This window comes from Streptomyces monticola (genome assembly GCF_042665355.1).
GTDB classification, from domain to species: Bacteria; Actinomycetota; Actinomycetes; order Streptomycetales; family Streptomycetaceae; genus Streptomyces; species Streptomyces monticola.
In genome coordinates this window covers 142,737-163,086 of record NZ_JBHTCF010000012.1, presented here as the reverse complement: position 1 = coordinate 163,086, position 20,350 = coordinate 142,737, and the positions used below count along the sequence as shown (strand labels likewise).

The window sequence follows — 20,350 nt, the reverse complement described above, 5'->3', positions numbered from 1 at the left end:
GAGGAGTAGGCGCCGCCCGGCCGACGGGCGGTGCTCACCGCCCGCGCCTACGCTCGGGGCCATGGGAGCGAGAGCAGCCGCAGGGGCAGCGGCCACCGCCCTGCTCTCGGCGGCCACGCTGCTCACGGCGTGCACCCCGCTGCAGGTGGAGCGCGCCGACGCCCGTTTCAGCGTGCCGCCGGACACGACGGTCTCCCCGGGGGCCACCCCGCCCGCGCCCAAGCCGACCCCGAAGCCCACGCCGGTGCCCTCCCCGGAGCCGGCAAGCAAGGGTTTCCCGCCGAATCCGGCGACGGCCCGCGACCAGCTGGCCAAGCTGGAGGTGGCATGGGGCAAGAACTGGGAGTCGTACAAGCGCGCCGAGTTCGGCGAGACCTGGTCCGACGAGGTGGATGTACCGGGCGGGCGCAACGGCTGTGACACCCGGGACGACGTACTGCGCCGTGATCTGAAGGATCTGCGCGAGGGCGACCGCAACGCCTGCGTGGTGATCTCCGGCAAGCTCCAGGACCCGTACACGGGCAAGGAGCTGCCCTACTACTACCGCCGGGCCTCGCAGATCGAGACCGACCACATCGTCGCGCTCGGCGCCGCCTGGCGGGCCGGCGCCTGGGCCTGGACCCCGCAGCAGCGCCTGAACTACGCGAACGACCTCGACGTCCTGCTCGCCGTCGACAAGCAGGCCAACACCGACAAGAGCAGCCAGACCCCCGACAAGTGGAAGCCGCGGCAGGCCTACTGGTGCGAGTACGCCCGCCGCTGGACCGGCATCAAGGCCAAGTACAAGCTGACGGTGACGGCGCCCGAGAAGCTCGCGTTGCAGGACATGCTGGCCACCTGCCCCAAGTAGGGGCGGGGGAACGGTGATTCAGTGGGACGCGGCCTCGAAGAGCCGGTGCATGGCACGCCGCAGACCGTTCACGTCCCGTACCGGCTCGGGAAAGTCGAAGCGCGCGTCGAAGGTGCTCCCGGCCCGCTCGCCGACGAAGCGCACCCGCAGTCCGAAGCGGTCGAGCGCCACCGGCACCGCCCTGCCGGGCGCGGCCGCACGGTCCCCGAGCAGCGCGGTGAGCAGCTGCATCTGGTCGGTGTGGGCGGAGTGCAGATGCTGGAGCAGCTCCGCCTCGTGCAGGGCCAGCGGATCGGCGGCGGCGCGGGCGAAGTCCTCGGGCTCCACGCCCGCCGCGCCCCACAGGTCGTCGACCGAGGCCTCGCCGACCTCGAGGCGCAGCATCATCCGCCCCGGCTCGGCCATGCCGGGCACCTGCGTCAGCCAGCCGGAGAGCCAGACCCGGCCCCGGATACGGTTGGGTACGGAGACGGGTGCGACATCTGTGATCTCCAGCACGGCGGGCAGCTCGTCGTCCTGCGCGTGGGTCGCGGCCCGTACGACGGGGGAGTCCGCCGGGAACACGAGGAACACGTCGCCCTCGGGTCCCACGGTCCGCTCGTCGGCGATGAGCTGGTCCGGGCGGGTGCCCTCGGCCCCGGGCGAGAGCAGCACTCCGGAGCATGTACTCTGTACGAGAGTTCGTGTGCGTTCGGCTGCTGACGGCATCCGGATGGTTTCAAGCCCGCTGGGACGCGGCTGACCACGATCTGATCGGACCTCCGTCATATCGATGCCCCTTGGGTTGGCGTCGGTGTTTCCTGTGCTGTCCGTGACGTGACTGGTGTTCCCACGGCGAGACATGCGATCTCCCTTAGTAAGGTGAGCCTAACCTAACCTATTTCGGAGGTCTGGAGAACGTGCCTAACCAGTCGCGTCCCAAGGTCAAGAAGTCTCGTGCGCTCGGCATTGCGCTGACGCCGAAGGCCGTCAAGTACTTCGAGGCCCGTCCCTACCCGCCGGGCGAGCACGGCCGCGGCCGCAAGCAGAACTCGGACTACAAGGTCCGTCTGCTCGAGAAGCAGCGTCTGCGTGCGCAGTACGACGTTTCCGAGCGCCAGCTGGTCCGCGCCTACGAGCGCGCCAGCAAGGTGCAGGGCAAGACCGGTGAGGCCCTGATCATCGAGCTCGAGCGCCGCCTCGACGCTCTGGTCCTGCGTTCGGGCATCGCCCGCACCATCTACCAGGCCCGCCAGATGGTCGTCCACGGCCACATCGAGGTCAACGGCAAGAAGGTCGACAAGCCGTCCTTCCGCGTCCGTCCCGACGACGTCGTGACCGTCCGCGAGCGCAGCCGCGAGAAGCACCCCTTCCAGGTTGCTCGCGAGGGTGGCTACGACACCGACGGCGAGACCCCGCGCTACCTCCAGGTGAACCTGAAGGCCCTGGCCTTCCGCCTGGACCGTGACCCGAACCGCAAGGAAATCCCGGTCATCTGCGACGAGCAGCTCGTCGTCGAGTACTACGCCCGCTGATCCAGCAGGCGTAGCGACCCAGCGCGTTCAGCCCGCCGCTTCCCCGCCGTTACTGGTGGGGGAGCCGGCGGGCTTTCGGGTTTCCGGGGCGGTGGACCTCTGCGGTGCGATGTGCGGAGTGCCGGCGGGTGGCGCCGACCGCGGGCCACGCGCGAGGGCGCGCTCCACCGCCGCGTCCAGGGTGAGGGCCTGTCCTTCCTGTACGCAGCGCGCGTACCGCTCCCGGCCCAGCACCTCCCCTGCCTGCTGCCGGCAGAGGGCCCGCGGCGCGCTGAAATAGCCCGAGCCGAACAGCGGCAGACCCACCGAGTCCCACAGCGGCTCGGCGGCGCCCTGCAGCACCGCGGCCTCGGCCGGATCGCCCTCGCTCGCGGTCACCAGGGCGAGCAGTTCGAGGGAGAGCACCAGACCGACCAGATCGTGGAAGGTGTGGTCGATACGGATGCACTCGCGCAGGAGCTCCCGCGCGCTGTCATGCTCGCCGCGCGTCCACGCCGCGTAGGCGAGGACATACAGCGCATAGGCCCGGGTCCAGCGCTCGCCGCGCTCCCGGCAGATCTCGTCGACGTCCTCGCACAGCAGCAGGGCGCCCGCCAAGTCCCCCTGGAAGACAAGGGACATGGCCAGTTCGACCTGGCCCATGAGCACATTGCTGTTGAGCTCGCCGAGCTCCCGGTAACGCTCCAGGGCCTCGCGCAGGAGGCGCTCGGCGCGCTCCATGTCGTCGGAGATCAGGGCCAGACAGCCGGTGCGGTGCACGGCGTACGCGACGGCCGTGGCGTTGTCCGTGCTCTCGGCCTCCTCGCGGCACTCGGTCAGGGCCGCGAGGGCCGCCACCGTGTCGCCCTGCAGGATCGCGACATAGCCGAGCACCCACAGCGCCTTGAGCCGGGACTCCGTGTACTCGCCCCGGTCCTCGTCGTGGCCGCCCGGTTCGATGCTGCGGTCCAGCCAGTGCCGCCCCTCCGACAGACGCCCGCAGCCCACCCAGTAGAACCACAGGGTGCCCGCCAGATACCGGCCCAGATGTGCTTCGCCCGGCTCGGTCATGCAGTACTCGAGGGCGCTGCGCAGATTGGGCAGTTCGCTCTCGATGAGGGCGGCCACCTCCGCCTGGCGGGGCGAGAACCAGTCCAGCTCGCACCAGGTCGCGAGCCCCATGAACCAGTCGCGGTGCCGCCGCCGCATCCGCGCCGCGTCGCCCGCCGCCTCCAGCCACTCCGCGCCGTACGCCCGCACCGTGTCGAGGATCCGATAGCGCACCCCGGACGCGCTGTCCTCGCGTACCACCACCGACTGCGCGAGAAGTTCGCCGAGCACATCGAGGACGTCCTCGGCCGCGAGTCCGTGCCCGCCGCAGACGTACTCGGCGGCCTCCAGGTCGAACTGGCCGGAGAACACCGAGAGCCGCGCCCACAGCAGCCGCTCGTCGGCCGAGCACAGCTCATGGCTCCAGCCGATCGCGGTACGCAGCGTCTGGTGACGCGGCAGCGCCCCCCGGCTGCCGCCCTTCAGCATCCGGAAACGGTCGTCGATCCGGGCCAGGAGCTGCGCGGGCGACAGCGCTCCGAGCCGCCCGGCGGCCAGCTCCACGGCGAGAGGGATCCCGTCCAGGTGCCGGCAGAGCTCGACCACGTCGGCCCGGTTGTCGTCGCCGAGTGTGAAGCCGGGCAGGGTTCCCGCCGCCCGCTCGGCGAACAGCGTGGCCGCGTCGGGCGCCGGCAGCGGCGAGAGCGGCACGATGCACTCGCCCTCCACGGTCAGGGGCCTGCGTCCGGTGGCGAGCACCCGGAGACCCGGGCAGCGCCGCAGCAGTTCCCGTACGAGCCCGGCGCACGCGTCCACCAGATGCTCGAACCCGTCCAGGACGAGCAGGAGTTGGCGCTCGGCGAGCTGCTCCACGAGGACGGTGCGCGGCGGGCGGCCCGTGTGGTCGGTGAGGCCGAGGGACTCCAGGAGGGTGTATTCGACCAGTTCCGCCTTGCTGACCGCGGACAGCTCCACCAGCCATACGCCGTCCCGCCGGCGCCACCCGGTACGGCCCGCGGCCCGCAGTGCGAGTCTGCTCTTGCCGACACCGCCCACGCCCACCACGGTCACCAGGCGCGCCTCGGTGAGCAGGGCGTCCAGGTCGTCGAGTTCGGCGGCGCGCCCCACAAAGGAGTTGAGCTCCTGAGGGAGGTTGCCCGGCGGGCCGCCCGGCTCTGATGGCTGAGTGCGTCGCATGGAGAACGGAGCGTACCCATCCGTAAGCGGTCCGTACAATCGCACCTTGCAACTCAGGCCCGGCAGACGGTAATGCGGTGCGGAGTCCGAGGCCCGGCGCGATAAGGTCGGACAACGACTTTTGATGAGCCCCGAACGAGCAGGGAGCGGTGCAGCGTGACCGGTGGAGAGGTGGCCGGGATCCTGGTGGCCGTCTTCTGGGCGATCCTGGTCTCCTTCCTCGCAGTGGCCCTGGTGAGGCTGGCCCAGACGCTCAAGGCGACCACCAAACTGGTGGCGGACGTGACCGAACAGGCCGTACCGCTGCTCGCCGACGCGTCCGCGACGGTCCGCTCCGCGCAGACCCAGCTCAACCGCGTCGACGCCATCGCGACGGACGTCCAGGAGGTCACGTCCAACGCGTCGGCCCTGTCCACCACCGTCGCCTCGACGTTCGGCGGCCCGCTGGTCAAGGTCGCGGCGTTCGGCTACGGCGTGCGCCGGGCCATCAGCCGTAACAAGGAAGACGTGCCGCCCAAGCCCTCCCGTCGTACCGTGATCGTGGGGCGCACCGTGCCCGCCGCGCGCCGGGGGAAGCGGAAGAAGGACTGACGCTGCGATGTTCCGCCGTACGTTCTGGTTCACCGCGGGCGCGGCCGCCGGTGTGTGGGCCACCACCAAGGTCAACCGCAAACTCAAGCAGCTGACCCCCGAAAGCCTCGCGGCCACGGCTGCGAACAAGGCGATCGACGCCGGCCACCGGCTCAAGGACTTCGCCGTCGACGTCCGTGACGGCATGGCCCAGCGGGAAGCCGAACTGGGGGACGCCCTGGGCCTGAACGACCAGGACGCCCCCGAACTCCCGCCGCAGCGCCGGATCGCCGCGATCGAGAACCGCACCTACCCGAAGTACACGTACAACCGGAATGAGGACCACTGATGGAGTCGGCTGAAATCCGCCGCCGCTGGCTGCGCTTCTTCGAAGAGCGTGGGCACAAGGTCGTGCCGTCGGCGTCGCTGATTGCAGACGACCCGACACTGCTGCTCGTTCCCGCGGGAATGGTGCCCTTCAAGCCCTACTTCCTCGGCGAGACCAAGCCGCCCGCCCCGCGCGTCACCAGCGTGCAGAAGTGCGTGCGTACGCCGGACATCGAAGAGGTCGGCAAGACCACGCGCCACGGCACGTTCTTCCAGATGTGCGGCAACTTCTCCTTCGGCGACTACTTCAAGGAAGGCGCCATCGAGTTCGCCTGGGAGCTGCTCACCAGCTCGCAGGAGGACGGCGGTTACGGCCTCGACCCCGAGCGTCTGTGGATCACGGTCTACCTCGACGACGACGAGGCCGAGCAGATCTGGCGCGACAAGATCGGCGTGCCGGCCGAGCGCATCCAGCGCCTGGGCAAGAAGGACAACTTCTGGTCCATGGGCGTCCCCGGCCCCTGCGGCCCCTGCTCCGAGATCAACTACGACCGGGGCCCCGAGTTCGGCGAAGAGGGCGGCCCTGCCGTCAACGACGAGCGCTACGTGGAGATCTGGAACCTGGTCTTCATGCAGTTCGAGCGCGGCGCCGGCGACGGGAAGGAGGACTTCCCGATCCTCGGTGAGCTGCCGTCGAAGAACATCGACACCGGCCTCGGACTCGAGCGCCTCGCCATGATCCTGCAGGACGTACAGAACATGTACGAGACGGACACCCTGCGCGTCGTCATGGACAAGGCCACCGAGCTCACCGGCGTCCGCTACGGCGCCGAGCGCGGCTCCGACGTCTCCCTGCGCGTGGTCGCCGACCACATCCGTACGTCCACGATGCTCATCGGCGACGGCGTCACGCCGGGCAACGAGGGCCGTGGCTATGTGCTGCGCCGCATCATGCGCCGCGCCATCCGCAACATGCGTCTGCTCGGCGCCACCGGTCCCGTCGCCAAGGACCTGTTCGACGTGGTGATCGAGACGATGGGCCTGCAGTACCCGGAGCTCCTCACCGACCGCAAGCGGATCGAGACCGTCGCCCTCGCCGAGGAGAACGCCTTCCTCAAGACCCTGAAGGCCGGCACCAACATCCTCGACACCGCGGTCACCGAGACCAAGTCCGCGGGCTCCTCGGTGCTCCCCGGCGACAAGGCGTTCCTGCTCCACGACACCTGGGGCTTTCCGATCGACCTCACCCTGGAGATGGCCGCCGAGCAGGGCCTGTCCGTGGACGAGGACGGCTTCCGGCGCCTGATGAAGGAGCAGCGCGAGCGCGCCAAGGCCGACGCCAAGGCCAAGAAGACCGGCCACGCCGACATGGGCGCCTACCGCGAGATCGCCGATGCCGCCGGCGCCACGGACTTCATCGGCTACACCTCCACCGAGGGCGAGTCGCGCATCGTCGGCATCCTCGTCGACGGTGTCTCCTCGCCCGCCGCGACCGAGGGCGACGAGGTCGAGGTCGTCCTCGACCGCACCCCCTTCTACGCCGAGGGCGGCGGCCAGATCGGCGACACCGGCCGCATCAAGCTGGACAACGGCGCCGTCGTCGAGGTCCGCGACTGCCAGAAGCCGGTCCCCGGTGTCTACGTCCACAAGGGCGTCGTCCAGGTCGGCGAGATCACCGTCGGCGCCGGCGCGCAGGCCACCATCGACGTCCACCGCCGCCGCGCCATCGCCCGTGCCCACAGCGCCACGCACCTCACGCACCAGGCGCTGCGCGACGCACTCGGCCCGACGGCCGCCCAGGCCGGCTCCGAGAACCAGCCCGGCCGCTTCCGCTTCGACTTCGGTTCGCCGTCCGCCGTGCCCACGGCCGTGATGACGGATGTCGAGCAGAAGATCAACGAGATCCTGACCCGTGAACTCGACGTCCAGGCCGAGGTCATGAGCATCGACGAGGCCAAGAAGCAGGGCGCCATCGCGGAGTTCGGCGAGAAGTACGGCGAGCGCGTGCGCGTCGTCACCATCGGCGACTTCTCCAAGGAGCTCTGCGGCGGTACGCACGTCCACAACACCGCCCAGCTCGGCCTGGTGAAGCTCCTCGGAGAGTCCTCGATCGGCTCCGGCGTACGGCGTATCGAGGCCCTGGTCGGCGTGGACGCGTACAACTTCCTCGCCAAGGAGCACACGGTCGTCGCCCAGCTCCAGGAGCTGGTCAAGGGACGTCCGGAGGAACTGCCCGAGAAGATCTCCGCCATGCTCGGCAAGCTCAAGGACGCCGAGAAGGAGATCGAGAAGTTCCGTGCCGAGAAGGTGCTGCAGGCGGCCGCCGGTCTCGCCCAGGGTGCCAAGGACGTACGGGGCGTCGCCCTGGCCACCGGTCAGGTCCCGGACGGCACCGCCGCCGACGACCTGCGCAAGCTGGTCCTCGACGTGCGCGGCCGTATCCCCGCCGACCGCCCGGCCGTGGTGGCCCTCTTCACCACCGCCAACGGCCGCCCGCTCACCGTCATCGCCACCAACGAGGCCGCCCGCGAGCGCGGCCTCAAGGCCGGCGACCTGGTGCGCACCGCGGCCAAGACCCTCGGCGGCGGCGGTGGCGGCAAGCCCGACGTCGCGCAGGGCGGCGGCCAGAACCCGGATGCCATCGGTGACGCCGTGGCCGCCGTCGAGCGCCTCGTGGCCGAGACCGCCTGATGACCGTGGAGATCCGTCGCGGGCGGCGCCTCGCGATCGATGTCGGGGACGCCCGGATCGGGGTCGCCTCGTGCGACCCCGACGGGATCCTCGCCACCCCGGTGGAGACCGTGCCGGGACGCGATGTCCCGGCGGCCCACCGGCGCCTGAAGCGACTCGTCGACGAGTACGAGCCGATCGAGGTCGTCGTCGGACTCCCGCGCTCCCTCAACGGGGGCGAGGGCCCGGCAGCGGCCAAGGTGCGGGGCTTCGCGCAGGAGCTCGCGCGCGGCATCGCACCCGTTCCGGTGCGCCTTGTGGACGAGAGGATGACCACAGTGACGGCCAGTCAGGGACTGCGCGCCTCGGGCGTGAAGTCCAAAAAGGGCCGATCCGTCATCGACCAGGCTGCCGCAGTGGTCATCCTTCAGAACGCTCTGGAGTCCGAACGGGCGTCAGGTAAAGCCCCGGGCGAGGGCGTCGAAGTGGTCATCTGATCGCGATACGGTAACGTTCCGCGCGATGCGGTGGCGTTCGAACAGTCGCCGCACAGCAGAAGAGGCGGACCGGTTCATGGGTACCAGTGCTCGGCGGCCACCGCCTCGCGGCTCGTAGGGGATCGATGACTGAGTATGGCCGGGGCCCAGGCTCCGAACCGTGGCATCCCAATGACCCGTTGTACGGGGACCAGGGATGGGGAGGACAGCAGGCCGCCAGCGGCCAGGGTCCGTACGGCGGCCAGCAGCACTACCCGCAGCAGCCGCACCACCCCCACCAGCAGCCTCAGTACGGCGGCGGTCACCAGGCCGGCTATCCGCAGCACGACTTCAACGGCGGCTGGGACACGGGCCAGCAGCAGGCCTATGACCCGTACGCCGACCCGTATGGCGGCCAGCCCGCCACGTATGGCGGCGGAGAACGCCCCGACGCGTACGGCAACCCCGACGCCTATCCGCCTCCGCAGCCTCCGGGCCGCCGTCATGAGGCGCCCCCGGAGCGGGAGACCGACTGGGACCCGGGCCCCAACGACCGGGAGCACGCCTTCTTCGCCGGCGGCGATGACGACGATGACTACGACGAGGGCGAGCACCCGCGTGCGTCCCGCCGCGGCGGCGGCCGCAAGGACCGCCGCGGCAAAGGCCAGAAGAAGCGCCGAAGCGGCTGCGCCTGCCTGGTCGTGACGCTGGTCTTCGCGGGCGGCATCGGCGGCGTCGGGTACTTCGGCTATCAGTTCTACCAAGACCGTTTCGGCTCGGCCGAGGACTACTCGGGCGACGGCAACGGCGAGAAGGTCACGGTCGACATCCCCAAGGGCGCCGGGGGATACGTCATCGGCAACAAGCTGGAGCAGGCCGGCGTCGTCAAGAGCGCCGACGCCTTCGTCAGCGCCCAGGGCAAGCACCCCAAGGGCCTGACGATCCAGGCGGGCGTCTACTCGCTCGAGAAGGAGATGTCGGCGGACGCCGCGGTGGAGCAGATGCTCGACCCGAAGAGCCGCAACAACCTCATCATCGCCGAGGGCCGGCGCAACGCCTGGGTCTACGAGGAGATCGACAAGCGCCTCGAAGTGGACAAGGGCACCACCGAGAAGTACGCCAAGGACCACTGGAAGGACCTCGGACTGCCCGGCTGGGCGACGAAGAACATCACCAACGACGTCAAGGACCCGTTGGAAGGCTTCCTGTTCCCGTCCAGCTACCCCGTGGCCAAGGGGCAGAAGCCCGCGGACGTACTCAAGAAGATGGTCGCTACGGCCAACTCCGAATACGAGGACTACAACCTCGAGGGCAAGGCCGCCGACCTGCACCTGAAGAACCCGCTGCAGCTGGTCACGGTCGCGAGCCTCGTCCAGGCCGAGGGCAAGTACAAGCACGACTTCGAGAAGGTCGCGACGGTCGTCTACAACCGTCTGAAGCCGAACAACACCGAGACGTACGGGCTGCTCGACTTCGACTCGACGGTCAACTACCTGCGCGGGAAGTCCGAGTTGGCGACCGGATCGGTCGATCAGCTGCGCAAGCTCGACGACCCGTACAACACGTACAAGATCAAGGGCCTGCCGCCCGGGCCGATCAGCAACCCGGGTGCGGAGGCCATCAAGGCGGCGCTCAACCCGGCCAAGGGCAACTGGTACTACTTCGTCTCGGTCAGCGAGGACAAGACGCTCTTCGCGGAGACGAACGAGGAGCAGAACCGCAACCGCGAGAAGTACCTGCAGGAACAGAACGGACAATGAGCGTCAGCAAGCGCCGGGCCGCCGTGCTCGGCTCCCCGATCGCGCACTCCTTGTCCCCGGTGCTGCACCGCGCCGCCTACGCGGAGCTGGGCCTGGGGGAGTGGTCGTACGACCGGTTCGAGACCGACGAGGCGGCGCTGCCCGGCTTTCTCGAAGGGCTCGGCCCCGAGTGGGCGGGCCTTTCCCTGACCATGCCGCTCAAGCGGGCCGTGATCCCGCTGCTCGACGAGGTCAGTGAGACAGCGGCGTCCGTCGAGGCGGTCAACACCGTCGTCTTCGGCGCCGACGGGCGACTCCGCGGCGACAACACCGATATTCCCGGCATGGTCGCGGCGCTGCGCGAACGCGGTATCGAAGAGGTCGAGTCGGCCGCGATCCTGGGCGCGGGCGCGACCGCATCGTCCGCCCTCGCGGCGCTCGCACGGATCTGCACGGGCGAGATCACGGCGTATGTACGCAGTGAGGCGCGTGCCGCCGAGATGAAGCAGTGGGGCGAGCGGCTCGACGTGGCCGTGCGCACCGCCCACTGGGACGACGCGAAGGCCGCCTTCGGGGCGCCGCTGGTCATCGCGACCACTCCGGCGGGTGCGACGGACGACCTGGCCAAGGCCGTGCCGGAGCGTCCCGGCGCGCTCTTCGACGTGCTGTACGACCCCTGGCCCACCGAGCTCGCCGCGCGCTGGTCGATGTTCGGCGGGGCCGTGGTGAGCGGCCTCGACCTGCTGGTGCACCAGGCGGTGCTGCAGGTGGAGCAGATGACGGGGTGTTCCCCGGCGCCGCTCGACGCGATGCGCACGGCGGGGGAGCGGGCGCTGGCGGCACGCTGAGCGCTCCGCGGGACGTCCGGCAGGACCCCCGCGGCTCCGCGCCCCTTTGCAGTTCGTGCTTCGGCCCTGCCCCCTCCTTCACGGGCTCCCTCCGGCGTCGCCGGGTCCGGCCGGGCGTCCGCCTGCTGGACCGGCGGCCGGGGTGCGGCCGGGGGCATGGGAGGATCTAGGCAGGCGGGCCAGGGCCGCGCACCCGGTCGCGCCGTCGCCAGAACCAGGCGCGAGCATGAGGAGCACACCGTTGAGCAGGTTGCGTTGGCTGACCGCGGGAGAGTCGCACGGGCCCGCACTCGTCGCGACCCTTGAGGGTCTGCCGGCCGGCGTGCCGGTCACCACGGAGATGGTGGCGGACGCGTTGGCCAGGCGGCGTCTGGGATATGGCCGCGGTGCGCGGATGAAATTCGAGAAGGACGAGGTCACCTTCCTCGGCGGGGTGCGCCACGGTCTGACCATGGGCTCTCCGGTCGCGGTGATGGTGGGCAACACGGAGTGGCCCAAGTGGGAGCAGGTCATGGCCGCGGATCCGGTGGATCCCGCGGAGCTGGCCGAGCTGGCCCGTAACGCCCCGCTGACCCGGCCGCGTCCCGGGCACGCGGATCTGGCCGGTATGCAGAAGTACGGCTTCGACGAGGCACGGCCGGTCCTGGAGCGGGCGAGCGCGCGGGAGACCGCGGCGCGAGTGGCGCTCGGTGCGGTGGCCCGGTCGTATCTGAAGGAGACGGCCGGGATCGAGATCGTCTCCCACGTGGTGGAGCTGGCCGCGGCCAAGGCTCCCTACGGCGTCTATCCCAAGCCCTCCGACGTGGAGAAGCTGGACGCGGATCCGGTGCGCTGCCTCGACGCGGACGCGTCGAAGGCGATGGTCGCCGAGATCGACCAGGCACACAAGGACGGCGACACCCTGGGTGGTGTGGTCGAGGTCCTCGCGTACGGGGTGCCGGTGGGCCTCGGCTCGCATGTGCACTGGGACCGGCGTCTGGACGCCCGCCTTGCGGCGGCCCTCATGGGCATCCAGGCGATCAAGGGTGTCGAGGTCGGCGACGGATTCGAGCTGGCGCGGGTGCCGGGCTCCAAGGCGCACGACGAGATCGTGGCCACCGACGACGGCGTCAAGCGTGCCTCCGGCCGCTCGGGCGGAACCGAGGGCGGTCTGACGACGGGTGAACTGCTGCGCGTACGGGCCGCGATGAAGCCGATCGCGACCGTGCCGAGGGCCCTCGCCACCATCGATGTGACCACCGGTGAGGCCGCCAAGGCGCATCACCAGCGGTCGGATGTGTGCGCGGTGCCGGCCGCCGGGATCGTGGCCGAGGCCATGGTCGCGCTGGTCGTCGCTGATGCCGTGGCGGAGAAGTTCGGGGGCGACAGCGTGCCCGAGACCCGCCGCAACGTGCAGTCGTACCTCGACAACCTGCACATCCGGTGACCGCCCCGCAGATCGTCCTCGTCGGACCGATGGGCGTGGGCAAGACGACCGTGGGCGAGCTGCTCGCCGAGCGCCTCGGCACCGGCTTCCGGGACACCGACGCCGACATCGTGGCGGCCCAGGGCCGGTCCATCGCCGACATCTTCATCGAGGAGGGCGAGCCCCACTTCCGTGAGCTCGAGCGGCAGGCGGTGCGCGCCGCCGTCGCCGAGCACACCGGGGTGCTTGCCCTGGGCGGCGGCGCCATCCTCGACGAAGGCACCCGTGCGCTGCTCGCCGACCACGCCGTCGTCTATCTGTCGATGGACGTCGAAGAAGCGGTCAAGCGCACCGGCCTGAACGCCGCGCGCCCGCTGCTCGCCGTCAATCCGCGCAGGCAGTGGCGCGAGCTGATGGAGGCCCGCCGCCACCTGTACACCGATGCCGCGCGCGTCGTCGTCGCCACCGACGGCCGCACCCCCGAAGAGGTCACGCAAGCGGTCCTCGACGCACTGGAGTTGAAGGAAGCATGACCGAGCAGCAGGTGACGCGTATCCCCGTCGGCGGCAGCGACCCCTACGAGGTGCTCGTCGGCCGCCAACTCCTGGGCGAACTCGGCGCGTTGATCGGTGACAAGGCCAAGCGGGTCGCGGTGATCCACCCCGAGGCGCTGGCCGAGACCGGTGAGGCGCTGCGCGCGGATCTGGCCGTGCAGGGCTACGAGGCCATCGCCATCCAGGTGCCCAACGCCGAGGAGGCCAAGACCGCCGAGGTCGCCGCGTACTGCTGGAAGGCCCTCGGCCAGTCCGGATTCACCCGCACCGACGTGGTGGTCGGGGTCGGCGGCGGCGCCACCACCGACGTCGCCGGGTTCGTGGCCGCGACCTGGCTGCGCGGGGTGCGCTGGGTGGCGGTGCCCACCACCGTGCTCGCCATGGTGGACGCGGCGGTCGGCGGCAAGACCGGTATCAACACCGCCGAGGGCAAGAACCTCGTGGGCGCCTTCCATCCGCCGGCCGGGGTGCTGTGCGACCTCGCCGCCCTGGACTCGCTGGGGGTCCACGACTACGTCTCCGGGCTCGCGGAGGTCATCAAGGCCGGCTTCATCGCCGACCCGGTGATCCTGGATCTGATCGAGGCCGACCCGCAGGCCGCCCGCACCCCCGCGGGGCCGCACACCGCCGAGCTGATCGAGCGGTCCATCCGCGTCAAGGCCGAAGTGGTGTCCGGTGACCTCAAGGAGGCCGGCCGCCGGGAGATCCTCAACTACGGCCACACCCTTGGGCACGCGATCGAGAAGAACGAGCGCTACAAGTGGCGTCACGGCGCCGCGGTCTCGGTGGGCATGATGTTCGCGGCCGAACTCGGCCGGCTCGCCGGGCGGCTCGACGAAGCCACCGCCGAGCGCCACCGCACCGTCCTGGAGTCGGTGGGCCTGCCGCTGTCCTACCGGGGCGACCAGTGGCCCAAGCTCCTGGAGAACATGAAGGTCGACAAGAAGTCCCGCGGCGACCTGCTGCGCTTCATCGTCCTGGACGGCCTGGCCAAGCCCACCGTCCTCGAGGGCCCCGACCCGACGGTCCTCCTCGCGGCCTACGGCGAAGTCTCCGCCTGACCCGGGACGGCCTGTCCCGGTACCGCCCGACCTGGGGGGCCTGTCCCGACCTGGGTGCGTACGATCAACCCGCCCGGGAGCCCGGGCACTTGTGGCCGTCCCCGGCCGTTCACACAACGGCGGCCGGGGACGGTACCGTTCGGTAGGGACCCGGGCGCCGAGGTTCCGCCCGAGCCCGACAAGAGCTCTACGAGCGCCCGACCAGCGCCAGTTGCCTGTACGAGACGGAGTGGCACCGGATGCAGCACGCAGTGGGGAATCCGCTGCCGCCGCCCCATCAGCCGGGGCACGGACCGGCCACCGGCTGGTCCCCGGCCGCACACCACCCGGGGCCCGCGGGCCCCGCACCCCATCCGGGCGGGCCCGCGCCCCACCAGGGCCCCCCGCACCCCGCGGGCTCCCCGCCCGCACCGCACGCCCCCGGGTTCAACGGACCGGCGCCCCAGCAGCACGCCCCGGCGCCGCCGCCCGTCACCGAGACCACGGGGCATATCCAGCTGCCCCCGGGCGGTCCCGTCGCCGTACCGAGCCCGCCGCCCGGCGCGGCCCAGGGCGACACGGGCGCGACCACCCTCGCGGTGCTGCTCATCGGCCCGGCCGGCGCGGGCAAGACTTCCGTCGCCAAGTACTGGGCGGAGCACCGCGGGGTGCCGACGGCCCACATCAGCCTCGATGACGTCCGCGAGTGGGTCCGCTCCGGCTTCGCCGACCCGCAGTCCGGCTGGAACGACAACTCGGAGGCGCAGTACCGTCTGGCCCGCCGCACCTGCGGCTTCGCCGCCCGGAACTTCCTGGCGAACGGCATCTCCTGCATCCTGGACGACGCGGTCTTCCCCGACCGCCCGGTCGTCGGCCTCGGCGGCTGGAAGCGGCACGTGGGCCCCGGCCTGCTTCCCGTGGTGCTGCTCCCCGGCCTGGAGATCGTCCTCGAGCGGAACGCCCAGCGCAGCGGCAACCGCCGCCTCACGAACGAGGAAGTGGCCCGTATCCACGGCCGCATGGCCGGCTGGTACGGCTCGGGCCTGCCGATCATCGACAACTCCAACTACGACGTGCCGACCACGGCCCGCGTCCTGGACGACGTCCTCGCCCGCTCCATCGCGAGCCCGCCGCAGTGGTAGCCCGGCCCGCGGCGCCTCCGCCGGGCACCGGGCTGCCGCACCGCCGCCCACAGGGCCGGTGACCCCACCGCCCACAGGGCCGGTGACCCCACCGCCCACCGGGCCGGTGACCCCACCGCCACCAGCGCCACCAGAGGCCCGCTGACCGCACGGCCGTTCCCCCCCGCCGCCCGGTCGGACGCGCTGAACCGGCCCTTCCGCTCCACCGCTCGTACGCTCGGCTCATGTCAGAGGTGTACGCGGCCCGCAGAGAGCGGCTCAGGGAGCAGTGCACGACCGGCGGCAGCGCGGCCGCGGTCGTCTCCCGCCCCGCCAACGTCCGCTATCTCGCGGGAGCGGCGCCCGGTGGCGCCGTGCTCCTGCTCGGGCCGCGCGACGACCTGCTCCTGTGCCGCAGTCTGCCCACGGGCGAGCCGACCGAGGGCCGGGCCGACGAGGCACTGCGGGTGCAGGTGCTCGGCTCCGCCGGCGCGGACGCCGCCGTCGCCGCCGCCGACCTGGCCGCGGGGCAGGGCGCCGACTCGCTCGCCGTCGAGGAACACCATCTGACCGTCGCCCGCCATCGCGCCCTCGCCTCCGTCGCCCCCCGGCTGCGCCTGGCCGATCTGGGCTGTGCCGTGGAGCAGCTGCGCCTGGTCAAGGACGACGAGGAGATCTCCTGTCTGCGGATCGCCGCGGAGATCGCCGACCAGGCACTCGGCGAGCTGCTCGAATCGATCCTCGTCGGCCGTACCGAGCGGCATCTGGCCCTGGAGCTGGAGCGCCGTCTGGTCGACCACGGTGCCGACGGGCCCGCCTTCGCGACCTCGGTGGGTGCGGGCGTCAACTCCGGCCGTGGCGGCCACCGTCCGTCGGACCGGCGCGTGGAGGAAGGGGACTTCCTCTCCGTATGCCTCGGCGCCTCCTACCGCGGCTACCGCAGCGAGATCGGCCGCACCTTCGTGATCGGCACGACGCCGGCGGACTGGCAGATCGAGCTCTACGACCTGGTCTTCGCCGCCCAGCGAGCGGGCCGTGAGGCGCTCGCACCCGGCGTCGAGTACCGCGAGGTGGACCACGCGGCACGCTCCGTCCTGGACGCGGCGGGCTATGCGGACGGGCTCCCTCCGGCCACCGGGCACGGTGTCGGACTCGAAATCGACGAGGACCCTCAGTTGGCGCCCGGCGCCATGGGTAAACTGGACGCTTGTGTGCCGGTCACCGTCGAACCGGGGGTCCACCTCCCGGGCCGGGGCGGTGTCCGGATCGATGACACGCTCGTCGTACGCCCCGAGGCGGACGGCGGACCCGAGCTACTCACCATTACGACCAAGGAGCTGCTCGCGCTCTAGCGCGTACGGCCTTCGTGGTCCCACCAGCTTCAGTCCAGGAGATTCCGCAACCGTGGCTTCCACGAACGACCTCAAGAACGGCATGGTGCTCAAGCTCGACGGGGGCCAGCTCTGGTCCGTCGTCGAGTTCCAGCACGTCAAGCCCGGCAAGGGCCCGGCTTTCGTGCGCACCAAGCTCAAGAACGTGCTCTCCGGCAAGGTGGTCGACAAGACCTTCAACGCCGGTGTCAAGGTCGAGACGGCCACTGTCGACAAGCGCGACATGCAGTTCTCGTACATGGACGGCGACTACTTCGTCTTCATGGACATGGAGACCTACGACCAGCTCCACGTCGACAAGAAGGCCGTCGGCGACGCCGCGAACTTCCTGATCGAGGGCTTCACCGCCTCCGTCGCGCAGCACGAGGGTGAGGTGCTCTACGTGGAGCTGCCGGCCGCCGTCGAGCTCGTGATCCAGGAGACCGAGCCCGGCGTGCAGGGCGACCGCTCCACCGGTGGCACCAAGCCCGCCACCCTGGAGACCGGCCACCAGATCAGCGTGCCGCTCTTCATCACCACCGGCGAGAAGATCAAGGTCGACACCCGCACGAGCGACTACCTCGGCCGGGTGAACAGCTAACCGTGGCTGCCCGTAATACGGCCCGCAAGCGCGCCTTCCAGATCCTCTTCGAGGCCGACCAGCGCGGTACCGACGTCCTGACGGTGCTCGCCGACTGGGTGCGGCACGCGCGGACCGACACCCGGCAGCCGCCGGTCAGTGAGTACACCATGCAGCTGGTCGAGGGGTACGCCGAGAAAGCCGCCCGGATCGACGAGCTCATCTCCCAGTACGCGGTGGACTGGACCCTCGACCGGATGCCGGTCGTCGACCGGAACATCCTGCGGCTCGGTGCCTACGAGCTGATCTGGGAGGACGCGACGCCCGACGCCGTCGTCCTCGACGAGGCCGTGCAGCTCGCCAAGGAGTTCTCCACCGACGAGTCGCCGGCCTTCGTGAACGGCCTCCTGGGCCGCCTGAAGGACCTCAAGCCGACCCTGCGCCGGGACGAGGCCTGACAGGCCACGCAAGCCGCCATGACGAAGGGCCCGCAGCGCGTACAGCGCCGCGGGCCCTTCGTCATGCCCGGACCGGAGGTGTGCTCTCGCCCTTGCCTTGGCCAAGGCCTGTGCCGGTGCGCCGGCCGGGGCAGCTGAGGAGCGAGGGGCGGGGAATCCCTGAGTGGACGTGTAAGGCGCCGGGGGCGGCCGGGAGCTCAGGGCTCCCGGCCGCCCCCGGCGGCACGTTTCTGCTCAGTTCTCAGGCGGCTCAGAGGTCGTCGTGAGCCACCGCGCGGCGCGCGTCCGCGTCCAGGACGCCCCAGCTGATCAGCTGCTCGGTGAGGACCGAGGGGGACTGGTCGTAGATCACGGCGAGGGTGCGCAGGTCGTCCTGGCGGATCGAGAGCACCTTGCCGTTGTAGTCACCGCGCTGCGACTGGATCGTCGCCGCATACCGCTGCAGGGGGCCCGCCTTCTCCTGCGGGACGTGGGCCAGCCGCTCCAGGTCGAGAACCAGCTTCGGCGGCGGCTCGGCGGCGCCGCCCGGGGTGGTGCCCGGCAGCAGCTCCTGGACGGGAACGCCGTAGAAGTCCGCCAGCTCGGCGAGGCGCTGCACGGTCACGGCACGATCGCCGCGCTCGTACGACCCGACCACTACCGCCTTCCAGCGTCCCTGGGACTTCTCCTCGACACCGTGGAGGGAAAGGCCCTGCTGGGTGCGGATGGCCCGGAGCTTGGCCCCGAGCTGTTTGGCGTATTCGCTGGACATATAGCTCCCCGGACGAAGACTGGTGACTCACTGTGAGGTTACGCAGCGTTACTTGCCTGCGTCAAGCCGAAAGGTCCGTACCGCCCCCTTGGAGGGGCCGTGAACTGCGGTGTTGTCGCTGCTGTTAGGATGGCAAGCGCAATCTCGACGTCCTTTAAGGTCCGTCCCGTGAGGCGGAGAAGGAGGTCCGTTTCGTATGGACGCGAATAACAGTTCCGAAGTCGCGAGGCCCGTTCTCGAAGGCCCCGACATCGCAAGGGTATTGACCCGTATCGCCCACGAAATCGTCGAACGCGCCAAGGGCGCAGACGATGTGGTGCTTCTCGGCATTCCGACTCGAGGCGTCTTTCTCGCCGACCGGCTCGCCGCCAAGCTCGAAGAGATCACCGGACGAGCCATTCCGGTCGGCTCCCTCGACATCACCATGTACCGCGACGACCTGCGGATGCACCCGCCGCGTGCGCTCGCCCGCACCACGATCCCGGCGGAGGGCATCGACGGCAGCCTTGTCGTGCTCGTCGACGACGTGCTGTTCTCCGGGCGCACCATCCGGGCCGCACTCGACGCCCTGAACGACATCGGGCGCCCTCGTGCCGTGCAGCTCGCGGTTCTGGTGGACCGCGGTCACCGCGAACTCCCCATCCGTGCCGACTACGTCGGCAAGAACCTCCCCACGTCGCTGCGGGAGACGGTCAAGGTCCAGCTCGCCGAGGAGGACGGTCGCGACACCGTGCTGCTCGGTGACAAGCAGACCGCCCCGGCGGGCGAGCAGTAGCCGCACTCCGACGTCACTCCTGTACGTCCCCGAGTGCGCAGCCGCGCGCCCTCATGCCCGAAAAGTTCTGAACTTCCTTACGGAGCCTGACAGATGATGCGTCACCTCATCTCGGCCGCCGACCTCTCCCGCGACGACGCCGTCCTGATCCTCGACACCGCCGAGGAGATGGCCCGGGTCGCGGACCGGCCGATCAAGAAGCTTCCCGCCCTGCGCGGACGTACCGTCGTGAACCTCTTCTTCGAGGACTCGACCCGTACCCGGATCTCCTTCGAGGCCGCCGAGAAGCGGCTCTCCGCCGACGTGATCAACTTCGCCGCCAAGGGCTCGTCGGTCTCCAAGGGCGAGTCCCTGAAGGACACCGCGCAGACCCTGGAGGCCATGGGCGTGGACGCCGTGGTCATCCGGCACGGCGCCTCCGGCGCTCCCTACCGGCTCGCCACCTCCGGGTGGATCGACGCCGCCGTGATCAACGCCGGTGACGGCACCCACCAGCACCCCACTCAGGCCCTGCTCGACGCCTTCACCATGCGCCGCCGGCTCATCGGGCCCGACGCCGGGCTCGGCCAGGACCTCGGCGGCAAGCGGATCACCGTCGTCGGTGACGTCCTGCACAGCCGGGTCGCCCGCTCCAACGTCGACCTGCTGCACACCCTCGGCGCCGAGGTCACCCTCGTCGCGCCGCCCACGCTGGTGCCCGTCGGCGTCGAGAACTGGCCCTGCGAGGTCTCGTACGACCTGGACCAGGTGCTGTCGAAGTCCGACGCGGTGATGATGCTGCGCGTGCAGCGGGAGCGGATGAACGCCGCCTTCTTCCCCACCGAGCGTGAGTACGCGCGCCGCTACGGCCTCGACGGCGACCGCATGGCGAAGATGCCCGAGCACGCCATCGTGATGCACCCCGGGCCGATGGTCCGCGGTATGGAGATCACCGCCGAGGTCGCCGACTCCCAGCGCTGCACGGCCATCGAGCAGGTCGCCAACGGCGTCCACACGCGCATGGCCGTCCTCTATCTGCTTCTGGGCGGCAACGAGCCCGCCGTCACCCATGCCCGTTCCGAGGAGAGCAAGTAACC

Annotated in this window: 20 protein-coding genes; 17 read left to right on the top strand and 3 right to left on the bottom strand. The window is 70.6% G+C overall.

Features of this window, described 5'->3' with window-relative positions; genetic code table 11:
- Positions 1-61: 61 nt before the first annotated feature.
- Positions 62-850, top strand: a complete 789-nt coding sequence (locus ACFQVC_RS26150; protein ID WP_381834996.1) for an HNH endonuclease family protein — start codon at positions 62-64, stop codon at positions 848-850.
- Positions 851-868: 18 nt separating this feature from the next.
- Here the strand turns inward: ACFQVC_RS26150 and ACFQVC_RS26145 are convergent, their stop codons facing one another.
- Positions 869-1,558, bottom strand: coding sequence for a DUF2470 domain-containing protein (locus ACFQVC_RS26145; protein ID WP_381834994.1), 690 nt, complete (start codon positions 1,556-1,558; stop codon positions 869-871).
- Between the two features lie 191 nt (positions 1,559-1,749).
- Between ACFQVC_RS26145 and rpsD the strand changes: the two genes are divergently transcribed.
- Complete coding sequence (rpsD, locus tag ACFQVC_RS26140; RefSeq protein ID WP_381834992.1) at positions 1,750-2,364, top strand: 30S ribosomal protein S4; 615 nt, start codon at positions 1,750-1,752, stop codon at positions 2,362-2,364.
- Between the two features lie 27 nt (positions 2,365-2,391).
- Here rpsD and ACFQVC_RS26135 read toward each other — a convergent pair whose 3' ends face one another.
- Positions 2,392-4,590 (bottom strand): ATP-binding protein, encoded by a 2,199-nt coding sequence (locus tag ACFQVC_RS26135; RefSeq protein WP_381834990.1) that lies wholly within the window; start codon positions 4,588-4,590, stop codon positions 2,392-2,394.
- A gap of 156 nt (positions 4,591-4,746) precedes the next feature.
- Here ACFQVC_RS26135 and ACFQVC_RS26130 point away from each other — a divergent pair, with 156 nt between their 5' ends.
- From ACFQVC_RS26130 to nusB, 13 genes are all read left to right on the top strand, one after another.
- The gene (locus ACFQVC_RS26130) at positions 4,747-5,181 is read left to right on the top strand and encodes a DUF948 domain-containing protein (protein ID WP_381834988.1); all 435 of its coding nucleotides are present in this window, start codon (positions 4,747-4,749) and stop codon (positions 5,179-5,181) included.
- 7 nt (positions 5,182-5,188) lie between these two features.
- The gene (locus ACFQVC_RS26125) at positions 5,189-5,509 is read left to right on the top strand and encodes a DUF6167 family protein (RefSeq protein WP_381834986.1); all 321 of its coding nucleotides are present in this window, start codon (positions 5,189-5,191) and stop codon (positions 5,507-5,509) included.
- Entirely contained in the window at positions 5,509-8,178 is a 2,670-nt protein-coding gene (gene alaS, locus ACFQVC_RS26120; RefSeq protein ID WP_381834984.1) for an alanine--tRNA ligase, read from the top strand. Before ACFQVC_RS26125 ends, alaS begins: the two co-directional genes overlap by 1 nt.
- Positions 8,178-8,654: a Holliday junction resolvase RuvX gene (gene ruvX, locus ACFQVC_RS26115; RefSeq protein ID WP_381834982.1), complete on the top strand. Its 477-nt coding sequence runs from the start codon at positions 8,178-8,180 to the stop codon at positions 8,652-8,654. The genes alaS and ruvX overlap by 1 nt, the downstream gene beginning before the upstream one ends.
- A 125-nt stretch (positions 8,655-8,779) precedes the next feature.
- Entirely contained in the window at positions 8,780-10,393 is a 1,614-nt protein-coding gene (mltG, locus tag ACFQVC_RS26110) for an endolytic transglycosylase MltG (protein WP_381834981.1), read from the top strand.
- Positions 10,390-11,220, top strand: coding sequence for a shikimate dehydrogenase (locus tag ACFQVC_RS26105; protein WP_381834980.1), 831 nt, complete (start codon positions 10,390-10,392; stop codon positions 11,218-11,220). Before mltG ends, ACFQVC_RS26105 begins: the two co-directional genes overlap by 4 nt.
- Before the next feature lie 241 nt (positions 11,221-11,461).
- Positions 11,462-12,646, top strand: coding sequence for a chorismate synthase (gene aroC / locus ACFQVC_RS26100; protein WP_381834979.1), 1,185 nt, complete (start codon positions 11,462-11,464; stop codon positions 12,644-12,646).
- Positions 12,643-13,158 carry a shikimate kinase gene (locus tag ACFQVC_RS26095; RefSeq protein WP_381834977.1) on the top strand — a complete coding sequence of 172 codons (516 nt, stop codon included), beginning with the start codon at positions 12,643-12,645 and terminating at the stop codon, positions 13,156-13,158. The genes aroC and ACFQVC_RS26095 overlap by 4 nt, the downstream gene beginning before the upstream one ends.
- Complete coding sequence (gene aroB, locus ACFQVC_RS26090; protein WP_381834975.1) at positions 13,155-14,240, top strand: 3-dehydroquinate synthase; 1,086 nt, start codon at positions 13,155-13,157, stop codon at positions 14,238-14,240. The genes ACFQVC_RS26095 and aroB overlap by 4 nt, the downstream gene beginning before the upstream one ends.
- 239 nt (positions 14,241-14,479) lie before the next feature.
- Positions 14,480-15,361: a Pro-rich N-terminal domain-containing protein gene (locus ACFQVC_RS26085; RefSeq protein WP_381834973.1), complete on the top strand. Its 882-nt coding sequence runs from the start codon at positions 14,480-14,482 to the stop codon at positions 15,359-15,361.
- A 224-nt stretch (positions 15,362-15,585) separates the two neighbouring features.
- Complete coding sequence (locus tag ACFQVC_RS26080; RefSeq protein ID WP_381834971.1) at positions 15,586-16,692, top strand: aminopeptidase P family protein; 1,107 nt, start codon at positions 15,586-15,588, stop codon at positions 16,690-16,692.
- A gap of 52 nt (positions 16,693-16,744) precedes the next feature.
- On the top strand, positions 16,745-17,311 hold the full coding sequence (efp, locus tag ACFQVC_RS26075; RefSeq protein WP_381834969.1) for an elongation factor P: 567 nt from the start codon (positions 16,745-16,747) through the stop codon (positions 17,309-17,311).
- A gap of 2 nt (positions 17,312-17,313) precedes the next feature.
- The gene (gene nusB, locus ACFQVC_RS26070) at positions 17,314-17,748 is read left to right on the top strand and encodes a transcription antitermination factor NusB (RefSeq protein WP_381834967.1); all 435 of its coding nucleotides are present in this window, start codon (positions 17,314-17,316) and stop codon (positions 17,746-17,748) included.
- Between the two features lie 250 nt (positions 17,749-17,998).
- Here nusB and bldD read toward each other — a convergent pair whose 3' ends face one another.
- Entirely contained in the window at positions 17,999-18,499 is a 501-nt protein-coding gene (gene bldD / locus ACFQVC_RS26065; protein ID WP_030278578.1) for a transcriptional regulator BldD, read from the bottom strand.
- A gap of 196 nt (positions 18,500-18,695) precedes the next feature.
- Here bldD and pyrR point away from each other — a divergent pair, with 196 nt between their 5' ends.
- Together pyrR and ACFQVC_RS26055 are read left to right on the top strand one after the other, a co-directional pair.
- Positions 18,696-19,274, top strand: coding sequence for a bifunctional pyr operon transcriptional regulator/uracil phosphoribosyltransferase PyrR (gene pyrR, locus ACFQVC_RS26060; protein ID WP_381834964.1), 579 nt, complete (start codon positions 18,696-18,698; stop codon positions 19,272-19,274).
- A 93-nt stretch (positions 19,275-19,367) separates the two neighbouring features.
- On the top strand, positions 19,368-20,348 hold the full coding sequence (locus ACFQVC_RS26055) for an aspartate carbamoyltransferase catalytic subunit (protein WP_381834962.1): 981 nt from the start codon (positions 19,368-19,370) through the stop codon (positions 20,346-20,348).
- Positions 20,349-20,350 lie beyond the last annotated feature (2 nt).